The 18,509-nt window shown below is 69.8% G+C and carries 14 protein-coding genes and 2 pseudogenes; 9 read left to right on the forward strand and 7 right to left on the reverse strand.

Translation table 11 applies throughout. The annotated features are described in order from the left end of the window. Nucleotides 1–275: pseudogene (locus tag I55_RS30390) on the reverse strand (hypothetical protein); the annotation flags it as partial. An 8-nt stretch (nucleotides 276–283) separates the two neighbouring features. Beyond that, complete coding sequence (locus tag I55_RS30395) at nucleotides 284–1,417, reverse strand: FAD-dependent monooxygenase (protein ID WP_044564469.1); 1,134 nt, start codon at nucleotides 1,415–1,417, stop codon at nucleotides 284–286. A gap of 390 nt (nucleotides 1,418–1,807) precedes the next feature. Between I55_RS30395 and I55_RS30400 the strand changes: the two genes are divergently transcribed. The 3 genes from I55_RS30400 to I55_RS30410 all read left to right on the forward strand — a co-directional run bounded on the left by I55_RS30400 (nucleotide 1,808) and on the right by I55_RS30410 (nucleotide 8,296). Then, nucleotides 1,808–4,591: a winged helix-turn-helix domain-containing protein gene (locus I55_RS30400; protein WP_148294058.1), complete on the forward strand. Its 2,784-nt coding sequence runs from the start codon at nucleotides 1,808–1,810 to the stop codon at nucleotides 4,589–4,591. 84 nt (nucleotides 4,592–4,675) lie between these two features. Next, on the forward strand, nucleotides 4,676–5,224 hold the full coding sequence (locus I55_RS30405; RefSeq protein ID WP_044564470.1) for a helix-turn-helix domain-containing protein: 549 nt from the start codon (nucleotides 4,676–4,678) through the stop codon (nucleotides 5,222–5,224). Between the two features lie 138 nt (nucleotides 5,225–5,362). Beyond that, nucleotides 5,363–8,296, forward strand: coding sequence for a winged helix-turn-helix domain-containing protein (locus I55_RS30410; RefSeq protein ID WP_049974656.1), 2,934 nt, complete (start codon nucleotides 5,363–5,365; stop codon nucleotides 8,294–8,296). A 32-nt stretch (nucleotides 8,297–8,328) separates the two neighbouring features. On the opposite strand, the gene I55_RS30415 is transcribed toward I55_RS30410, so the two are convergent. Then, nucleotides 8,329–9,336 carry a LacI family DNA-binding transcriptional regulator gene (locus I55_RS30415; RefSeq protein ID WP_044564471.1) on the reverse strand — a complete coding sequence of 336 codons (1,008 nt, stop codon included), beginning with the start codon at nucleotides 9,334–9,336 and terminating at the stop codon, nucleotides 8,329–8,331. Between the two features lie 121 nt (nucleotides 9,337–9,457). On the opposite strand from I55_RS30415, the gene I55_RS30420 reads away from it, so the two are divergent. The 5 genes from I55_RS30420 (at nucleotide 9,458) to I55_RS30440 (ending at nucleotide 14,473) form a co-directional block, all read left to right on the forward strand. Beyond that, on the forward strand, nucleotides 9,458–10,585 hold the full coding sequence (locus tag I55_RS30420; protein WP_044564472.1) for a Gfo/Idh/MocA family protein: 1,128 nt from the start codon (nucleotides 9,458–9,460) through the stop codon (nucleotides 10,583–10,585). A gap of 33 nt (nucleotides 10,586–10,618) precedes the next feature. Further along, entirely contained in the window at nucleotides 10,619–11,674 is a 1,056-nt protein-coding gene (locus I55_RS30425) for a sugar phosphate isomerase/epimerase (RefSeq protein ID WP_044564473.1), read from the forward strand. 40 nt (nucleotides 11,675–11,714) lie between these two features. After that, nucleotides 11,715–12,683, forward strand: coding sequence for a sugar phosphate isomerase/epimerase (locus tag I55_RS30430; RefSeq protein WP_199902776.1), 969 nt, complete (start codon nucleotides 11,715–11,717; stop codon nucleotides 12,681–12,683). A gap of 54 nt (nucleotides 12,684–12,737) precedes the next feature. Then, complete coding sequence (locus I55_RS30435; protein WP_199902777.1) at nucleotides 12,738–13,448, forward strand: glutathione S-transferase C-terminal domain-containing protein; 711 nt, start codon at nucleotides 12,738–12,740, stop codon at nucleotides 13,446–13,448. A 74-nt stretch (nucleotides 13,449–13,522) separates the two neighbouring features. Continuing rightward, nucleotides 13,523–14,473 carry a DUF2268 domain-containing putative Zn-dependent protease gene (locus I55_RS30440; protein WP_044564476.1) on the forward strand — a complete coding sequence of 317 codons (951 nt, stop codon included), beginning with the start codon at nucleotides 13,523–13,525 and terminating at the stop codon, nucleotides 14,471–14,473. Here the strand turns inward: I55_RS30440 and I55_RS30445 are convergent, their stop codons facing one another. The 4 genes from I55_RS30445 to I55_RS30460 are packed head-to-tail and all read right to left on the reverse strand — an operon-like array spanning nucleotide 14,474 to nucleotide 18,008. Continuing rightward, entirely contained in the window at nucleotides 14,474–15,382 is a 909-nt protein-coding gene (locus tag I55_RS30445) for a TauD/TfdA family dioxygenase (protein ID WP_044564477.1), read from the reverse strand. Next, complete coding sequence (locus tag I55_RS30450) at nucleotides 15,379–16,185, reverse strand: ABC transporter permease (protein WP_044564478.1); 807 nt, start codon at nucleotides 16,183–16,185, stop codon at nucleotides 15,379–15,381. Before I55_RS30450 ends, I55_RS30445 begins: the two co-directional genes overlap by 4 nt. Then, nucleotides 16,178–16,993 (reverse strand): ABC transporter ATP-binding protein, encoded by an 816-nt coding sequence (locus I55_RS30455; protein WP_044564479.1) that lies wholly within the window; start codon nucleotides 16,991–16,993, stop codon nucleotides 16,178–16,180. Before I55_RS30455 ends, I55_RS30450 begins: the two co-directional genes overlap by 8 nt. 4 nt (nucleotides 16,994–16,997) lie before the next feature. Then, a complete protein-coding gene (locus I55_RS30460; RefSeq protein WP_044564483.1) occupies nucleotides 16,998–18,008 on the reverse strand; it encodes an ABC transporter substrate-binding protein in 1,011 nt (336 codons plus the stop codon). Nucleotides 18,009–18,293: 285 nt separating this feature from the next. Here I55_RS30460 and I55_RS36540 point away from each other — a divergent pair. Continuing rightward, a pseudogene (locus I55_RS36540) lies at nucleotides 18,294–18,509 on the forward strand (hypothetical protein); the annotation flags it as partial.

The raw sequence follows: 18,509 nt of genomic DNA on the forward strand, positions 1-18,509 counted from the left end.
ATCAGGGCGATCAGGTCGCCCTTGCGCACCCTCTGGAAGTCGTCGAGCGCGACGGCCTGGATGTAGCCGGACACCTTGGCCGACAAGGGCGTCAGGTCGCCGGTGACGTAGGCGTCGGCGGAGGACTGGTGGCGGGCGGCGCCCATCCAGCGGTCCCAATGGCCGGCCACCGTCCAGACCAGGGCGCCGGCCGCCGCCAGCACGGCGGTGCGCAGCAAGGGGGCCAGCCAGGGGTTGCGAATGGGCGGCAGGGTGGGGGTGGTAACGGCATCCATCGGTTAGGTCACTCCAGGCTGGCGCCCAGGCGACGGCCATAGGCGGCGATGGCGGAGCCGGCGGCGCAGCGGTCATGGCTGTAGAGGGCCAGGGCGTCGGTCACCGTCGGCGCCTCGGCCAGATGGCGGCGCAGGGCCAGGGCGTCGCCGGCCGCTTTGGCCACGCCCATGGCGGTGTGCGGCCTCACCACGACGGCCGCGTCGCCCAGCAGGGCGATATGGCCTGCCGCCATGACGGGCGCTTCATAGTCGAAGATGGCCTGCACGAAGGGCTGCGCCGCCGCTGTCGCCACGGCGGCGAAAGGCGGCGGCAACAGGCGCCGCGCGTCCGCCTTCAGGGTGGCCACCACCGGCGCCGGCACCTGCCCGGGGCCCAGGGAATGGGGATGGAAGCGGCCGTCGCCGTCCGTCAGCGTGGCGGGCAGGGCGGCGGTCGGAACCGGCCGATACCAGACCCAGTTGTAACGCCGGGAGCCGGCGGCTATCTCGCCACCCGGTCCGGGCACGAGATAGCCCAGGGCCTGTGACCGGGGCGCCATGTGGAAGGCGAAGCGGTCGCGCAGGATGGCGGCCTCCGGCGGCAGATCCTCCTCCGCGATCAGGCCGCGCCAGGCGACGTAGCCGGCGTAGCTGTTGGGCGACGGCACGCCGGTCACCGCCTCGCGCACGACGGATCCTAGGCCGTCGGCACCGATGACCAAGTCGGCGTCCTCCGCCCCGCCGTCCTCGAACAGCAGGCGGGCGCCGTGTGCGCCTTGGGACGCGGCACGGACGGATCGCCCTAGCCGGTATTCATCGTCGGTGACCTTGCCCCGGATGGCCCGGTACAGGGTGTCCCAGGAAATCTGCGTTTGTGGCGTCTCGTGCCGCTCCGCGACGCCGCCGTCTCGGTCGAGGAAGATACGCTCGAACGCCACCACGCCGATACGGGCCACATGCTCGCACTCCACGGCCCGCAGCAGGGCGAACAGTTCCCGCTGACTGACCAGGCCGGCGCCGCGGCCATCCAGGCCACCGGCCGACCGCTCATAGATGCGGACGTCATGCCCATCCCGTCGCAGCAGGGCGGCGGCGAACAGCCCGCCCAGGGAGCCTCCGACGATGCGGATACGGAGGGGGGGGCGCGTGCGGGAACCATCCATGCCTCACCCCCCCTTCCGGAACGGGAGCGCGGCAGGGCCAAGCGGGACGGCGGCGATACGGGCTTGGGTCATGGCGGGTCTCTGGTGGGAAACGGGCAAGCCGGACCATGCCTGAATTCCCCAGGGGCCGATTGGACGCCTCAACCTGGTTTTGAACATGCTTAGGACATGACGCGTCGCCGTTCGCATCAAGATGGCCGCATCGGCTGCCGGGATTGCCCAGGCGATGCCCCCGCATACCTATTTCGCTGCACTCCCTTGTTCAAAAACCCCCATAATTGACAAGATTGTGGATGCGTCCGTCCCTAGCCTGTACAGCCATTTGATTCTCCCGACCCGCCGCCTCGATGACTCCGCATTTCCGTCTTGAGCCCCAACCTGGATGTGACGATGCCGCAGCGGCAAATCTTCTCATTCGGCGATTGTGAACTTCATCTTCCCGATCGCGTGCTGCTGAAAGGCGGCGCGCCTGTGCGCCTGGGCGACCGGGCGCTGGACATCCTGGTGGCCTTGATCCTGCGGGCCGGCCAGCTGGTGGGACGGGACGAGCTGCTGGCGGCGGTGTGGACCAACACGACGGTGGAAGACAGCGCGCTTCGGGTGCACATGTCCGGGTTGCGACGCGCGCTCGGTGATGGCCAGGCGGGCGCCCGCTACATCGTGAACCATGTCGGCCGCGGCTACCGCCTGGTGGTGCCGGTGACCCAGCGCACGCCCGGCGCGATCGCCGGTGGCAATGCCGTTCCCCTGCCCATATCGCTGGACCGGGTCATCGGCCGGACGGCGGTCGTGGACCAGCTGCTGGCCCGTGTCGCCACCCGCCGCCTGGTCACCCTGGTCGGGGCGGGTGGCATCGGCAAGACCACGGTGGCGCTGGCCCTGTCGCGCCGGCTGGCGGCGGATGAGGACGTCGGCGTCAGCTTCGTCGACCTGTCGCCGGTGACCGATGCCCCGCGGCTGCCCGCCACCCTGGCGGCCGGTCTGGGGTTGGCCCCGTCGCTCTCGGATGACGGCATCGCCGACGCCATCCAGGCCCTGCGCGACGGCCGCCAGTTCCTGGTGGTGGACAATTGCGAGCACCTGGTTGAGGCGGCCGCCGCCCTGGTGGAACGGCTGTTGAAGGCCTGCCCCGCCCTGACCATCCTGGCCACCAGCCGGGAACCTCTGCGGGCGGAAGGGGAATGGGTGCACCGCCTGGCCAGCCTGTCCGTCCCGCCCATCGCGGTCACCGATCCGGAGGAGATCCGTCGCCATTCCGCCGTGGCCATGTTCCTGGACCGGGCGGCCGCTGGCGATGGGCTGGAGTTGACGGCGGAAGCCGTGGCGGCGGTGGCGGCCATTTGCCGCCGGCTGGACGGCATCCCGCTGGCCATCGAACTGGCCGCCGCCCGTACCGGCCGTCTGGATGTCCAGGCGCTGATGGCGGCGCTGAACGAGCGGTTCACCATCTTGGGCCGGGGGCGCCGCACGGCCCCGCCGCGGCAGGAAACGCTGCGCGCCACCCTGGATTGGAGTTTCGACTTGTTGCAGACGGCGGAGCGGACCGTGCTGTCGCGGCTGTCTGTCTTTCGCGGTAGCTTCGACATCCGTGCCGCCATGGCGATCGCCGCGTCGGATGACATCGACGAATTGGCGGTCATGGACGCGGTCAGCGAGCTGGTGGCCAAGTCCATGGTCGCCCTGGAGACGGTGAACGGCGAGACGCGGTACTCCCTGTTGGCCATCACCCGTCAGTACGCCCATGACCGCCTGGTGGAACAGCCGGGGCATGCGGCCGTGCACCGCGCCCACGCGCTGTACTGCCGCCGCCTGTTCGCCGACCTGGAACCCGCGTGGAGCGGCAAGGCCCCGGTGGATTATCTGGAGCGCCAATCCCGCCACGTGGACGACATCCGGGCCGCGCTGGACTGGGCGCTGGGGCCGGATGGCGACCCGGCCCTCAGCCTGTCGCTGATCATCGCCATCGCGCCCTTGTGGTTCCACCTGTCGCTGCAGGGTGAGATCCTGGATCTGGCGCAGCGGGCGGTGGACGCCGCGGCCGGCGCCGAATGGGGGGAGACGGCGGAGCACGGGGAACTGCTGGTGGCCTATGGCCATGCCGTCTGGCATGCCCAGGGCCCGACGCCTGCCATGGCCCAGGCCTTTGAACAGGCGGAAGCGCTGGGCCGCCGCCTGCGGGAACGTCCGCTGGAAATGCGGGGGCTGTGGGGACGCTGGGCACAGAAGCTGGAAGCCGGCGATTACGCCGACAGCCTGCCGTTGGCCGAGCGCTTCAGCGGTCCGGCCCGCGACCTGGGCGACATGGCCAGCCTGCAGTCGGCTGATCATATGCGCGCCCTGACCGTCCATTTCCTGGGTGACCAGCGCCAGGCCCAGGCCTTGTTGGAAGGCATCCTGCGCCGCGACCAGGCCTTTCTGGGCGGGGGCCGGGTCAATCATGCCAAGATCGACAGCCGGCTGACCCTGATGACCTCGCTGGCGCGCATCCATTGGCTGAGGGGTGACCTTGGCCGAGCGTTGGAGGCGGCGCGTTACTGCGCGGCGGAGGCCCTGCGCCTGGACCACGATCTGACGATGTGCGTCGGGTTGGCCCTGGGCGCCATTCCGGTTGCCCTGTGGCTGGGCGACCACGACTGGGCGGGGCACCTGAATGGCCTATTGCGACAGCGCACCGCCGGCGGTGCCTTGCATCACTGGGACGCCTGGGCCCAAGGGTACGCCTGTGTGCTGGGGCAGGAAACCGCGCTGTCGCCGGCGACCACGGCCCAGCAGCTGGACACCCTGGCCACGCTGGGTTGGCAGCCGGCCGTGCACCTGGCCAGCGGGCGTGAGGGCACCTGGTGCCAGCCCGAACTGATGCGCCACCAGGCGGCGGCTCAGGCGGTGGCGGGGGCGCCGGCAGAGGCGGACGACCTTTTGCACCGGGCCGCCCTGCTGGCGGGGAAGCAAGGCGCCTTGTCCTGGTCCTTGCGTATCGCGATCACCCAGGCCCGGCTGTGGCATGCCCGCCAACGCGCGGACGCGGCGTTGGCCTTGTTGCAGGAGGTGCGCGACCGCTTCGATCCGGCGGCCTCATCCAGCGACATCAGGACCGCGGATGCCCTGATTGGCACCCTGCGGGCGGCCCAGTCCGCTGGCCGGCCGCCAAACTTAACGGCCCTTTGCACCGGTTAACTCGAAGCCGCCCGGCGTCGCCGCCATGATGGGAAAGCCAGGGTCCGTGACCTGGCTTTCCCTTGCTGCCGGTCAAGCCAGGTCATGTCCATCGCCCATTTCCATCCTCCAGCCCCGGACGCCGATGAGCTGTCGTCGACCATCGCCGAGCTGTTGCACCAGGCGCGGCAGGCGTTCGACCGGGACCTGGACGTCACCAGGGACCGCATCGCCCGCATCCTGGTGCTGATGTCGTCCGATGGTGAGGTGGAGCAGCACGCCATGCCCGCCGAGGCGCGGGCGACGGGCGGTCTGGCACCCTGGCAAATCCGGCGGGTGGTGGCCTATATCGACGCCAATCTGGCCGTCGACCTATCGAACGAGATGTTGGCCGACCTGATCCAGCTGAGCCGCAGCCATTTCTGCGCCGCCTTCCGGCGCAGCCTGGGCATTTCTCCCCGCAATTTCATCATCGAGAGGCGCGTGGCCAGGGCCGCCCAGCTCATGCTGGGGGGCGATGCCTCGCTGGCGGACATCGCCGGCGTCTGCGGCTTCAGCGACCAGGCCCACTTCTCCCGCCTGTTCCGTCGCTCCCGCGGGGAGACGCCCAGCCGCTGGCGGCGCCTGCGGCAGATGGGGCCGAGCGGGCGGTGACGAGCAGGCGGTGATTAGAAAAGGACTGACAAATAAAATCCAGCGACCGCGGTCGCTTATTCACAACAATGGTTTGCCGGCGGACGGTGTTTTGGCAGATTGGGCAGACCTGAAACTTCTTCGCGATCGCGACCACTCATGTCCCCGTCCGCTTCCACTTCTTCCTGCACACCTGGCCCGGACGGGGGCGAGGTCGTCTACCGCTTCGGCACGTTCAACCTTTATCCCGCGCGCCAGTTGCTGACGTCGGACCGGCCCGTCGGCATCGGCGGCCGGGCGCTGGACATCCTGACGGCCCTGGTGGAGCGGGCGGGCGCCATCGTCCCCAAGGATGAGCTGGTGGCGCGCGCCTGGCCCACCACCCATGTCGGTGAGAACAACCTGCGGGTCCAGGTGGCCAAGCTGCGTCAGGCCCTGGGCGACACCCCCGACGGCCAGCCCCACATCCTGTTCGTGTCCGGCCAGGGCTATCGCTTCACCCGGCCGGTGCATCGCCAGATCCTGCCTGCTGACCAGGGGGCCCAGGCGGCGCCGGTGCTGGTGGCGCCACCCCTGCCGCAGCACCTGTCCCGACCGGTGGGGCGGGCCGACGTCATCGCCGCCGTGGCGGTCCGGTTGGGGCGTTCCCGCCTGTTGACCATCGTCGGACCCGGCGGTATCGGCAAGACCACGGTGGCGTTGGCCCTGGCGCCAGAGGTGGCCGGCCGCTACCCCGATGGTGTCGGCTTCATCGACCTCTCCTTTCTGACGGATGGCGCCCTGGTGCCGGCCTTGGTCGCCTCGCGTCTGGCCCCGCACATACAGGCGCAGGATCCGTTGCCGCCGCTGGTGGCTTATCTGCGGCCCCGCCGCATGCTGTTGATCCTGGACAGTTGCGAACCAGTGGTGGGCGCCCTGGCCCCCCTGGTGGAGGCCATCCTGGCGGGGGCGCCCGGCATCGACATCCTGGCCACCAGCCGCGAGCCGCTGGGGGCGGAGGGGGAGGTGATCCAGCGCCTGACGGGCCTGGCAGTTCCCGCCGCCACCGAGGGGCTGACGGCGGCCCAGGCGCTGAGCCATGCGGCCGTGCAGCTGTTCGTCGACCGTGTGGCCGCCAACCTGGGCGGCTTCGAACTGAGCGACGCGGAGGCACCGGCGGTGGCGGAGATCTGCCGCCGCCTGGACGGCATCCCCCTAGGGTTGGAACTGGCGGCGGGTCCGGTGGCGGCCCACGGCGTGGCCGGCATGGCCGCCCGCCTGGATGACCGCTTCCGCCTGCTGGTCAGGGGACGGCGCACGGCCGCCGCGCGGCACCAGACCCTGCGCGCCGCCTTTGACTGGAGCTATGCCCTGCTGTCGCCGGTGGAACAACGGGTGCTGAACCGTCTTGGCGTGTTCGCCGGCGGCTTCGACCTGGCGGCCGTCCAGGCCGTGGCGCTGGATCGGGATGACGCCACGCCGGCGGAGGATCCCATCGCCAGCCTGATGGCGAAGTCGTTGGTGGTGGCCGGTGCGGGGGGGGATCAGCCGCGCCTGCGTCTCCTGGACACCATCCGCGCTTACGCCCGCGAGCAGCTGGTGGCCAGCGGTGAGCTGGACGCCATTGGTCGGCGCCATGCCGCCCACTACCTGGCCCTCATGTCCGCCGCGGCGCCACAGTGGGAGACGCTGCCGGCATCGGAGATGTTGGCCCGCCACGCGTCCGAGATCCACAACATCCGCCTGGCGCTGACCTGGTTCCAGAGTGCCGACACTGTCGGGATGCGGGCCCTGACGCTGGCGGCCATGCCCGTGTGGGCGCGCCTCTCGATGTGGGCGGAGGCCGGGCGCTGGGCTAGTGAGGCCTTGGCCTTGCCGTATCCCTTCGCGGACGAGCGCCAACAGCTGCAGCTGCTGACCCTGAAGGGCATGGCTTACACCATCACCGAAGCTCAGGGGGACGAGGCGGTGCGGGTGTGGGAAGCCGTTCTGTCCATGGCGGAACGGTTGCAGGACGAAGGGTGCCAGCTGCAGGCCCTGGTCGGTATCTGGATGATTTATTTCGACCTGGGCCGCCTGCGCGACACGCTGGGCCTGGCCCGACGCTTTCAGGCCATGGCGGTTGCCCATCCGGACCGCGCGGCGCCGGCCCTGGCGGAACGGATGATCGGCGCGTCGCTGTACATCATGGGGGATCACGAGGGCGGTGTGCGGCATACCGAGGCCGCGATCCGCCTGGGCCGGATGGCGGCACCCCCCGGCCAGATCATGCGCTTCCACGCCAACCAACGAGTGGTGGCCGAAGGCACCCTGGCCGGCCTGGCCTGGCTGCTGGGGCAGGTGGGGCGGGCGCAGGTGGAAATGCGCACCTGTCTGGAGGATGCGGACACCGTCGGCCATGCCCTCACCAACTGCCTTGTCCTGGGCCAGTCGGCCTGTCCGACGGCGTTGCTGATGGGGGACGTGGCCGCGGCGCAGCACTATGGCCAGATGTTGCTGGCCCTGGCCGAGCGTCACGGCATGATGATGTGGCGGGACTGGGCGGGCTGCTTCGAGTTGCTGATCCACGCCAAGCGTGCCGGCGTCCATGCCGATCCCGCGCCGGTGTCGCGCGCGTTGAAGACCTTGCGGGACCTATCCCATCCCCGCTTCAACGTCCTGCTGCGTGAGGTGGCGCTGGTCCTGGGGCGGGCCGGGGCGACGGCGGAAGCCCTTGACCTGATCGACAGCGGCCTGGAACGGTCTCGCCGCAACGAGGAAGGCTGGTGCTTGCCGGAACTGATGCGCCTGCGCGGAGAGTTGTTGGCCGGACAGGGCTGGACGGCGGAACCGGAAGCCCTGTTCCGCGAGGCGCTGGAGTTGGCGGGGCGGCACCGGGCCCTGTCCTGGCAGGTGCGTGCGGCCATCAGCCTGGCGCGTTTGCGTTCGCGTGCCGGCGGGCGCGATGACGCGCCGGACCTGCTGTCCGGGTTGCTGCCACGCTTCGACGGCGGGTCGGAAACGACGGATCTGCGCGCCGCCCGCGCCTTCCTGGACCACTTCAAGGGGCGCCCGGCGCCGGCGGACCTGCTGGCTGGGCCCCTGGGACCGAACGGCGGCCTGCTGACGGCGTAAATCGCCATCAAGGCGCAGGACCGGAGGGCGGCCTAAGCTTTCGCCCGCGCCGTGCTGCCCCGGACGACCAGGTGGTGGGGCAGGGTGATGGAGCGCGGGCCGGGCTGGGTGCCGCCCAGTATCTCCAGCAGCAACGCCACTGCCGTCCGCCCGATCTCTTCCATGGGCTGGTTGACGGTGGTCAGCGCCGGGTCCAGGTAGCGGGCGAAGCGAATGTCGTCGAACCCCACCAGGGAGATGTCGTCTGGGCAGCGGCGGCCGGCCTGGCGGATGGCGGCCAGTGCGCCCATGGCCATCTCATCGCTGAAGCAGAACAGGGCTGTGGGGCCGCCGGTGCCGGCCAGCAGGGACCTCGCCTCCCGCTCCCCCGATTCCACGGTGAAATCGCCGGTGGCCACGCGCAGTTGGGTGTTGGCCTGGTGGCGTCCGGCGGCGGTGTGCACACCCTTCAGGCGGTCACGGCTGATGGGGCTGGCCAGCGGGCCGGTGATGACGCCGATGTCGCGGTGGCCCAGGCCGTACAGCAGATCCATCGCTTCTTCCGCCGCCGCCGCGTTGTCGATGTGGGCGCTGGACACGCCCAACTCGGGGCTGAATTCGCAGCCGTTGACCACCGGTGCCCGGGTGCCTTGGCGGGCGATCAGGCCGGCCAGGGTGGCGGGTAGGCGGTGGCCCAGGAAAATCAGGCCGTCCGCCTCTTTGCGGCGCAGCATGCCGGCGTACTGCTCCTCCCGCTCCGCCATGTTACGGGTGTCGCCCAGCAGCAGGGAATAGCCGGCGGCCTGTGCCGCCTCTTCCGCCCCGCGGATGACGCTGGAGAAGAAGGGGTTGGAGATGTCGGGCACCGTCACCACGATCTTCGCCGTGCGCAGGGTGCGCAGGCTCTTGGCCGCGTGGTTGGGCTCATATCCCAGCGCGTCGACGGCGCTCATCACCCGTTCGCGCGTGGCCTCGCTGACCACCTCTGGGGTGCTCAGGACGCGGGAAACGGTGGCGGTGGAAACCCGGGCCTGGCGGGCCACGTCTTGGATGGTCGGCATGGGGCTGAAGGGTGCTTTCGTTCCGCGCCGCCTGCAAGAGTTGCGAGGACATGGCTTCACTGCTAGGATCATGTAATCGATTTCATGATCCAGGCGTAAGTCCTTCGGGAGGGAGTGTCCCATGTCCGACAATGTGATCCGCATGGCCATGGTGGGTGGTGGGCCGGGTTCCTTCATCGGGCCGGTGCATCGCATGGCGGCCGAGTTGGACGGGCGTATCCGCCTGGTGGCCGGCGCCTTCAGCCGGGATGAGGGGAGGTCCAAGGCCGCCGCCCGGGGCTATGGCATCGATCCCGGCCGCGCCTATGGCGACTACCGCCAGATGATGGCGGCTGAGGCGGTGCGGCCCGATGGCGCCCAGTTCGTGGCCATCGTCACCCCTAACCACCTGCATTTTCCCGTGGCCAAGGCGGCACTGGAATCAGGTCTCCACGTGCTGAGCGACAAGCCCGCGACCGCGACCTTGGAGGAGGCGGAGAGCCTGGCCCGGGTGGTGGCCGATACCGGCCGCCTGTATGGCCTGACCTACACCTACACAGGCTATCCCCTGGTGCGGGAGGCGCGGGCCCTGGTGCGGCGGGGTGATCTGGGCGACGTCCGCAAGGTGGTGGTGGAATACTCCCAGGGCTGGCTGTCGGATGCGGTGGAGAAGACGGACAACGCCCAAGCCGCCTGGCGGGCGGACCCGGCGCAGTCTGGCCTGGGCGGCTGCATCGGCGACATCGGCGTGCACGCCTTCAACGTGGCGGAGTTCGTCAGCGGCCTGGGCGTCACCCGGCTGAACGCCGACCTCAACAGCGTGGTGCCCGGCCGCCGGCTGGATGACGACTGCAACATCCTGTTGCGCCTCGGCCAAGGCGTGCCGGGTGTGCTGGTGGCCAGCCAAGTGGCGGCGGGGGACCGCAACGGCCTGCGCCTGCGGGTCTATGGCGAGAAGGGCGGACTGGACTGGTGCCATGAACAGCCCGATGTGCTGACCCTGAACTGGCTGGACCGGCCCACCCAGGTGCTACACGCCGCCAGCCCCTATCTTTCCCCGGCGGGGCGGGGACCGGCGCGCCTGCCCACCGGCCATCCCGAGGGCTTCATCGAGGCCTTCGCCAACATCTACCGCGACTTCGCCCAGGCCATTGGGTTGGGTCAGGGCCTGTCGGGCACGGCGGTGCCCACCATCCACGACGGGCTGCGGGGCATGGCCTTCGTCGCCCGCGCCGTGGCCGCCAACGGCGCCGGCTGGGTCGATCTGTAAGCCCGGGCCTCTGGGGATAAGGGAAACAGACATATGAAGACGATCAAAGGCCCCGGCATTTTCCTGGCCCAGTTCGCGGGTGACACCGCACCCTTCGACACCCTGGACGGCTTGGCCGGCTGGGCGGCCGCCTTGGGCTATAAGGGCGTGCAGGTGCCGACGGGGCCGGGTGCCTTGCTGGATCTGGAAAAGGCGGCGGACAGCGTGGACTACGCGCAGGAGTTCGCCGGCACCCTGGCCGACCACGGCCTGGTGGTGACGGAGCTGTCCACCCACCTGCAGGGCCAACTGGTGGCGGTGCATCCGGCCTATGACACCTTGTTCGACGGCTTCGCTCCGGCGGCGGTGCGTGGACGGCCCCAGGCCCGCCAGGAGTGGGCGGTGAACCAGCTGATACTGGCGGCCCGCGTCAGCCGCAACCTGGGCCTGACGGCGCACGCCACCTTCTCCGGCGCCTTGGCCTGGCCCTACATGTACCCCTGGCCGCAACGGCCGGCGGGCTTGGTGGAGGAGGCCTTCGCTGAGCTGGCCCGCCGCTGGCACCCCATCCTGGCCGCCTTCGACGCCGCCGGCGTCGACCTGTGCTTCGAACTGCACCCGGGGGAGGATCTGTTCGACGGCGCCACCTTCGAACGCTTCCTGGCGCAGGTGGGCCAGCATCCGCGCGCCACCATCCTGTACGATCCCAGCCACTTCGTCCTGCAGCAGCTGGACTACCTGGCCTTCATCGACCGCTACCATTCCCGCATCCGCGCTTTCCATGTGAAGGACGCGGAGTTCCGGCCCGACGGGCGGGTGGGCGTCTACGGCGGATATCTGCCCTGGGTGGAACGGCCGGGCCGCTTCCGCTCCCTGGGCGATGGGCAGGTGGACTTCGGCGCCGTCTTCGCCAAATTGGCGCGGTACGACTATCCCGGCTGGGCCGTGCTGGAATGGGAATGCGCCCTGAAACATCCCGAGGATGGCGCCCGTGAGGGCGCGCCCTTCATCCGCGACCACATCATCCGGGTGACGGAACGCGCCTTCGACGACTTCGCCGCCAGCGGCGTCGACACCGCCCGCAACCGCGCCCTGCTGGGCTTGGGCTGACGTACGATCACAATAACCAAAACCAATGAGGAGGACCGCCATGATCCCATCCCCCAGCCGCCGCGCCCTGCTGGGCGGGGCCGCCGCCCTGGCCGGGTTCGGCCTCGCGCGCCTGTCGGCTGCCAACCCCGCTCCTTTCTTCAAGGGGGCCGGCCTGCCCGTGGGCCTGCAGCTCTACACCCTGGGCGACGCGGCCGAGAAGGATTTGACCGGCACTCTGAAGGCGGTGGCGGACATCGGCTATCGCGCCGTGGAACTGCCGGGTTTCTATGGCCGGTCGGCGGCGGATCTGGCGGCGGCGTTCAAGGCCGCCGGCCTGGTGTGCGACAGCGCCCACGTTCCGGCGCGGCCCTGGTCACCGGGGCAGGGCGTCAGCCTGTCCGGTGACCTGGACGCCCTGATCCGCGACGCCCACACCCTGGGCCTGACCTACATCGTCATGCCCCTGTTCCTGATCCCGGAGGGGCGGCCGGTGACGCCCCAGGCGGGCGAAAGCATGGGCGACGCCCTGGGCCGCGTGGGTTCACAGCTGACCGTGGCGGACTGGAAGGCCAACGCCGCCTTCCTCAACGAAAAGGGCGCGGTGCTGAAGAAGGCCGGGCTGCAACTGGCCTATCATAACCACAACCCGGAATTCACCGTGGTGGGCGACGCCACCGGCTATGACATCCTGCTGTCCGAGACCGACCCGGACCTCGTGAAGATGGAGATGGACGCCGGCTGGGTCGCGGCCGCCGGCAAGGATCCGGTGGCCCTGCTGAAGGCCCACCCCAACCGCTTCCGCCTGATGCATGTGAAGGACCTGAAGGCCGGTGCCGCCCCCAACACCCGCCTGAAGATGGATCCGACGGAGGTCGGTGGCGGCACCCTAGACTGGCACCGTATCCTGCCCGCCGCCCAGGCTGCCGGCGTCACCCACTTCTATGTCGAACAGGAACCGCCCTTCGCCCGCCTCCGGATGGAGGCTGCGCGCATGAGCTTCCACTACCTGGATAAGCTGGCCATCTAGCAGCGGCGTGGGCCAGGGTGTGGCGCCAACATCGTGTCCGGGACGCGATGGGGCATGCATGAAATGGATTTCCGGGTGAAACTGGGGGCAACACCCGTTTCCCCGGAGATCGCCCCCATGCCGCACACCTGCACCCTGATCGGCCGCGCCACCTCCATCAACGTGCGCAAGGTGGTGTGGACCTGCGCCGAGATCGGCCTGGACTACACGTTCGACGGCGACTGGGCGGGCGAGGCGGCGGTGCGCCGCCGGGGGGAACTGCTGGCCCTCAACCCCAATGGCGAATTCCCGGTTTGGATCGACCAGGACGGGCCGCTGGCGCAGTCCAACACCATCTGCCGCCATCTGGTGATGATGGCGGGCCGGCACGACCTGCTGCCCATGCCGCTACGCGCCCGCGCCCTGGTGGAGCAATGGATGGACTGGCAGGTCAGCGACCTCAACGGCGCCTGGCGCTACGCCTTCATGGCGCTGGTCCGGCGGCTGCCCGGATACGACCGGCCCACCGACATCGCGGCCAGCGTCGCCGCCTGGAACCGCCTCATGACCATCCTGGACCGGCAGCTGGACCGCACGGGTTCCCATGTCACCGGTGACACCTTCACCCTGGCCGACATCGTCCTGGCCCTGTCCGCCAACCGCTGGCGCCTGACCCCGCTGGAGGAAAACGGTGGCCGGGCGGATTGCCCGGCGGTGGCCGCCTGGCTGGGTCGGCTGGCCGGCCGGCCGGGGTTCACCCAGCATGTGGGGCCGGATGTGCCATAAGGGCAATGCCGTGACGCTTGCGCCGTCACCGGGCGCCGCCCATCATTCCCGCCGATAAAGTCGGGGGGCGGGGCATGCGGTGCTGGGCGCTGGCGATGGCCGGGATGATGATAGGGGCGCTGGTCGGGTTGTTGGTCCCGGATGGGGCGGCGCGGGCGGAGACGCCGGAAATCCGCATCCAGGACGTGATCGACTTTTACCGCGTCTATGACGCCGGCCATGGCGCGCCGACGGCCGCCGCCCTGCAAGGCTATCTCGATCATGGCAGCGATGGCCTGCGCCAGTTCGTGGGCTTGCGCCATCTGACCGGCGAGTCCATGGCCGCCGCCATGGAAAAGCGTCCCGGGATGTTCGCCGACGCCAAGACCTGCCTGGACGTGCTGCCGGCGGTGAAGCGGCGTCTGTCCCAGGCCCTGCCCCGCCTGGGGCAGCTGTACCCCCAGGCGAAGTTCCCGCCCATCACCATCCTGGTGGGCCAGGGCAACACCGGCGGCACCACCAGCCCCTCCGGCGTCCTGGTCGGGCTGGAGGCCCTGTGTGGCGCCAGCTGGATGGACCCCAATCCGGAGGACCGCTTCGTCCATCTGGTCTCCCACGAATACGTCCACGTGCAGCAGCCGGCGGCCGAGCATGAGCCGGAGCATCCGGTGCTGCTGTTCCCCGCCTTGCTCGAGGGGGGGGCCGAGTTCCTGGCGGAGCTGATCTCCGGCGACGTCGGCTATGTCCGGCTGAAGGCCTGGACCAAGGGCCGTGAGCGGGAGGTTGAGACCCAGTTCGTCACCGACATGGATACCACCAACATGACGCCGTGGCTGTACAACGGCGTCGGCACGGCGGAGCGTCCGGGCGATCTCGCCTATTGGGTCGGCTACCGCATCACCAAGGCCTACTACGTCAAGGCCAAGGAAAAGCGTCAGGCCGTCGCCCGCATCCTGACCATCGACGCCGGCACCGCCAAGGCCTTCCTGGCCGACAGCGGCTGGACGCCCGGCATGATCTTGCCGGACAAGGTGGCGCTGCCCTGATTAGGCTGCGCCTATGCCCACCGGTTTGTCGCCCTGCACCGTGGTGCGATAAAGGGTGCGGCGCACAGCCGGCGGGACGCCGGTGGCGAGATGTATGCCCTGGCGGTTGTCCCAGATGACCAAGTCGTCTGGCCGCCAGCGATGGCGGTAGATGAAGCGGTCCTGGATGCTGTGCGCGAACAGTTCGGCCAGCAGAGCGGCGCTCTCTTCCTCCGGCAATTCCACGATGCGGGTGGTGAAGCCCTCGCTGATGAACAGCGACGGCCGGCCGGTCTCGGGATGCGCCCGCACCACCGGGTGGACGACGGGCGGCACCCTGGCCTCCTGTTCCGCTGTCAGGCCTGGGCGCAGGGCGCCGGTCACCGCCTGCTGGGCGCGGTTGCGGGCGGCGTAGCTGTGCACCGCCGTCAGGCCCTGCAGGCGCCGCTGTGTTTCCACCGGCAGAGCGTCGTAGGCCGCGGCCAGGCTGGCGAACAGGGTGTCGCCCGCGTCCTCGGGGATCTCGCGGGCGTGCAGCAGGGAGCCCAGGCTGGGCAGGGCCATGTAGGACAGGTCGGAATGCCAGTAGCGACCAGCGTCGGCCAGGCCGATGGGCCGGCCATCCTCGATGACGTTGGACACCACCAGGATCTCCGGATGGCCGGGCAGGTGGAAATGGTGCTGGATGTGGATCTCCAGCGGGCCGAAGCGGCGGCTGAAGGCGATGTGCTGCTCCGGTGTCAGGTCGGCCTGGCCGCGCACCACCACCACCTGGCGCTCGGCCAGGGTGCGGCGGATGCGCCGGAAGTCGGGCTCCGGCAGGGGCCGGCTCAGATCCAGGCCGATGACCTCCGCCCCCAACACGCCGGGGATTTCGCGGATTTCGAAGGCATCCGAAATGGTGTCAGGCGTGCGCGCGGCGGCGGTCATTGTTCCTGTCCCCAGCGTTGGATGGTGGCGCGGGCGGCGCTGCGGAACAGCAGCGTCTCCACGATCAGGCCCACGAGGATGATGGTCAGCAGCCCGGCGAAGACGTTGGCCGTCTCCAACTGGGCGCGGTTGGTGTAGATGAACCAGCCGATGCCGCCGGACCGGGCGCTGACGCCGAATACCAATTCGGCGGCGATCAGGGTGCGCCAGGCGAAGGCCCAGCCCAAGCGCAGACCGGCCAGGATTTGCGGCAGGGCGGCGGGTATCAGGATCTCGGCGATGAAGCGCAGGGGCGACAGGCCCAGGTTGCGCCCGGCCATGCGCAGGGTGCGCGGCACGGCGCGGAAGCCGGCGTAGGAGGCCAGGGCCACCGGCCACAGCACGGCATGGGTGATGACGAAGACCAGGCTGGGGGCGCCGATGCCGAACCACAGCAGGGCGATGGGCAGCAGGGCCACGGCCGGCAGCGGGTTCAGCATGGCGGTCAGCAGCTCCAGCAGCTCCGCCCCCCAACGGGAAAGGGCGGCGAAGGCCGTCAGCGCCGCGGCGGCCGCCAGGCCGCAGGCATAGCCGGTGACCAGCAACTGCAGCGAGGTGGCGGTGCGGGTCACCAACTCGCCCGAGGCGAAGCCCTGCACCAGCGCGGTCAGCGTGGCGCTGAAGGTGGGCAGCAGCAGGGCGTTGCCGAGATGGCGGGCGTACCCCTCCCAGGCCAGGGCCAGCAGCGCCAGCAGCACGCCCTTGCGCCATCCCGTCAGATGCAGGCGGCGGGGCGCGGGCAGGGTGAGGGTGGTGTCAGCCATGACGGCGAGCCCCTTCTTCGGTATGGGCTTCCGTCGCCAGCAGCCCGGCCTGCAAGGTCGCCTCCAACTGGGCGAAGGCGGCGGTGCCGCGCTGGCGGGCGGCGGCGGGGATGGCGGCCAGGCCGGCCATGCGGCCGGGGTGGGGCGACAGGGTCAGGACGTGGGTTCCAACGCGCACGGCCTCGTCTATGGCGTGGGTGACGAAGAGGACGGTGGCGCCCGTCTGCTCGCACAGCGACAGCAGCTCATCCTGCATCTGCCGGCGGGTCAGGGCGTCAAGGGCGGCGAAGGGCTCATCCATCAGCAGCAGGTCGGGTTCCAAGGCGAAGGCGCGGGCGATGGCCACGCGCTGCTTCATGCCCCCTGACAGGGTGTGGGGATGGGCATCCATGACCCGGGCCAGGCCCACGCGGCCGATCCAGTCCCGAGCCCGGGCTTCCGCCGCCGCGCGGTCCAGCCCCCGGCCCCGCTGCAGGGCGTAGCGGACATTGCCCAGCACCGTGCGCCAGGGCAGCAACTGGTCAAATTCCTGGAAGACGGCCATGCGGTCAGGCCCCGGCCGCCCCACCGGCGCCCCGCGCAGGCGGATGGCCCCGGCATCCACCGGCTGGAACCCGCCCACGGCGCGCAGCAGGCTGGACTTGCCGCAGCCCGAGGGGCCCAGCAGCACCAGCCGGTCACCGGCGGCCAGATCCACGCTGACGTCCTCCACCGCCGTCACGGCGGAGGCGCCCTGGCCATAGCGCAGGGTCACGTTTTCCAGGCTCAACAGCGGTTCGGTGTCCGCCATGCGCAAGGCCACGCCCATCCGATCAGCTCCCCGCCTTGGTGGCCAGGCCCGGCTGGAACAACTCGGTCCAACTGGCGGGGTTCCGCTTGATCAGGCCGATCTTGAACAGGAAGGCGGAAAAGACGGTGGCGCGCTCCGGCGCCGTGGTGAAGCGCACCTGCGGGTCGCGGATGATGGCCTCGACGAAGGCGGGGTCCAGCTTGGACTTCTCCGCCGCGATGTACAGCCTGGCGGCTTCCGCCGGGTTGGCGGCGATCCAGGCGTTGGCCTCATCCAGGGCCGCCACCAGGGCGGAGATGGTCTTGGGATTGGCCTCGACGAAGCGCTTGGTGGAATAGGCGGCGTTGAAGGTGTGCGGTCCCCCCAGCACGTCGTAGCTGTTCAGCACGGCGTGCGCCTTGCCGCTGGCCAGCTGCTGCTGGACGAAGGGCGGGGAGGTGAAGTGGGCGGTGATCTCCGACTGGCCGGACAGCAGCTGGGCGGTGGCATCGGGATGGGGCAGGCTGACCGTCAGGTGGTCCAGCCTGTCATATTGGCCGAAGGTCTGGTCAGCCGCCATCTGCAGCACGATGGGCTGGAAGCCCACCTTCACCGAGGGCAGGGCGATGCGGTCCTTGTCGGTGAAGTCGCGCAGGCTTTTGACCGCCGGGTTGTTGCTGGTCAGCACGTTGGGCATGGAGCCCAGGGCGACCACGCCGATGATGTCGGCGGTGCCCCGCGTCTTGTCCCAGGTCAGGATCATGGGGGCGATGCCGGCGCTGGCGATGTCCAGGCTGCCGGCGATCAGCGCCTCGTTCATCGCGGCGGCACCGGACAGCTGAATCCACTCCACCTGTGGCGCGGGGATGCCGGCCTTCACCGCCTGGCCCTCGATCAGCCGGCGTTCCTTGGCGACGATGAAGGGCAGGTAGCCGATGCCGAACTGCTGCGCGATGCGCAGTTCCTTGGTTTCGGCCTGCGCCCGTGGCGCCAGGGGCAGCATGGCGACCAGGGACAGGGCGGCGATCAGCAGGCGGCGGGTCGGGCGGGTCATGGCGGTGGTCTGCCTTGGCATGAGGGCTGGGGGCCGGTATTTCACACCGTCTTCGTGCGGTCGAGGGAGGGTGGGGGTTTTGATTAAGGGCAGTCAAGTGTAAATTGCATAAATTTACACTATCATAATGTGCAATATAATGAAATCCGGCGCGCTTGGCCCCAAACCAAGGTAGGGGTGGGGCTGGGGCCAAATTAAGCAAAGTTAATGAATCGCCCATGCTGGCTAAACGTGGCGGGCGGTAGCGTCCCGCCCAAGGTGCCCCCTTCTGGACGATGTTGCCCCATGTCACCCCCTTTCCCTCTTCGGCCCCTTGGCCGTGCGCGCTGGCTGGCCGGTGTGGCCGCGCTGGCGCTGGCCGGCTGTTCCGTCGGGCCGGACTACCAGCGCCCCGACCTGCCCGCCCCGGCGGGATGGAGGGAGGATGCGCCGGCGCCCAAGGCCGCCGTGACGCCGTGGCCGGCGGCGGACTGGTGGAAAGGATTCGGCTCCGCCCAGCTG

Source organism: Azospirillum sp. B4 (genome assembly GCF_000333275.1).
Taxonomy (GTDB): domain Bacteria; phylum Pseudomonadota; class Alphaproteobacteria; order Azospirillales; family Azospirillaceae; genus Nitrospirillum.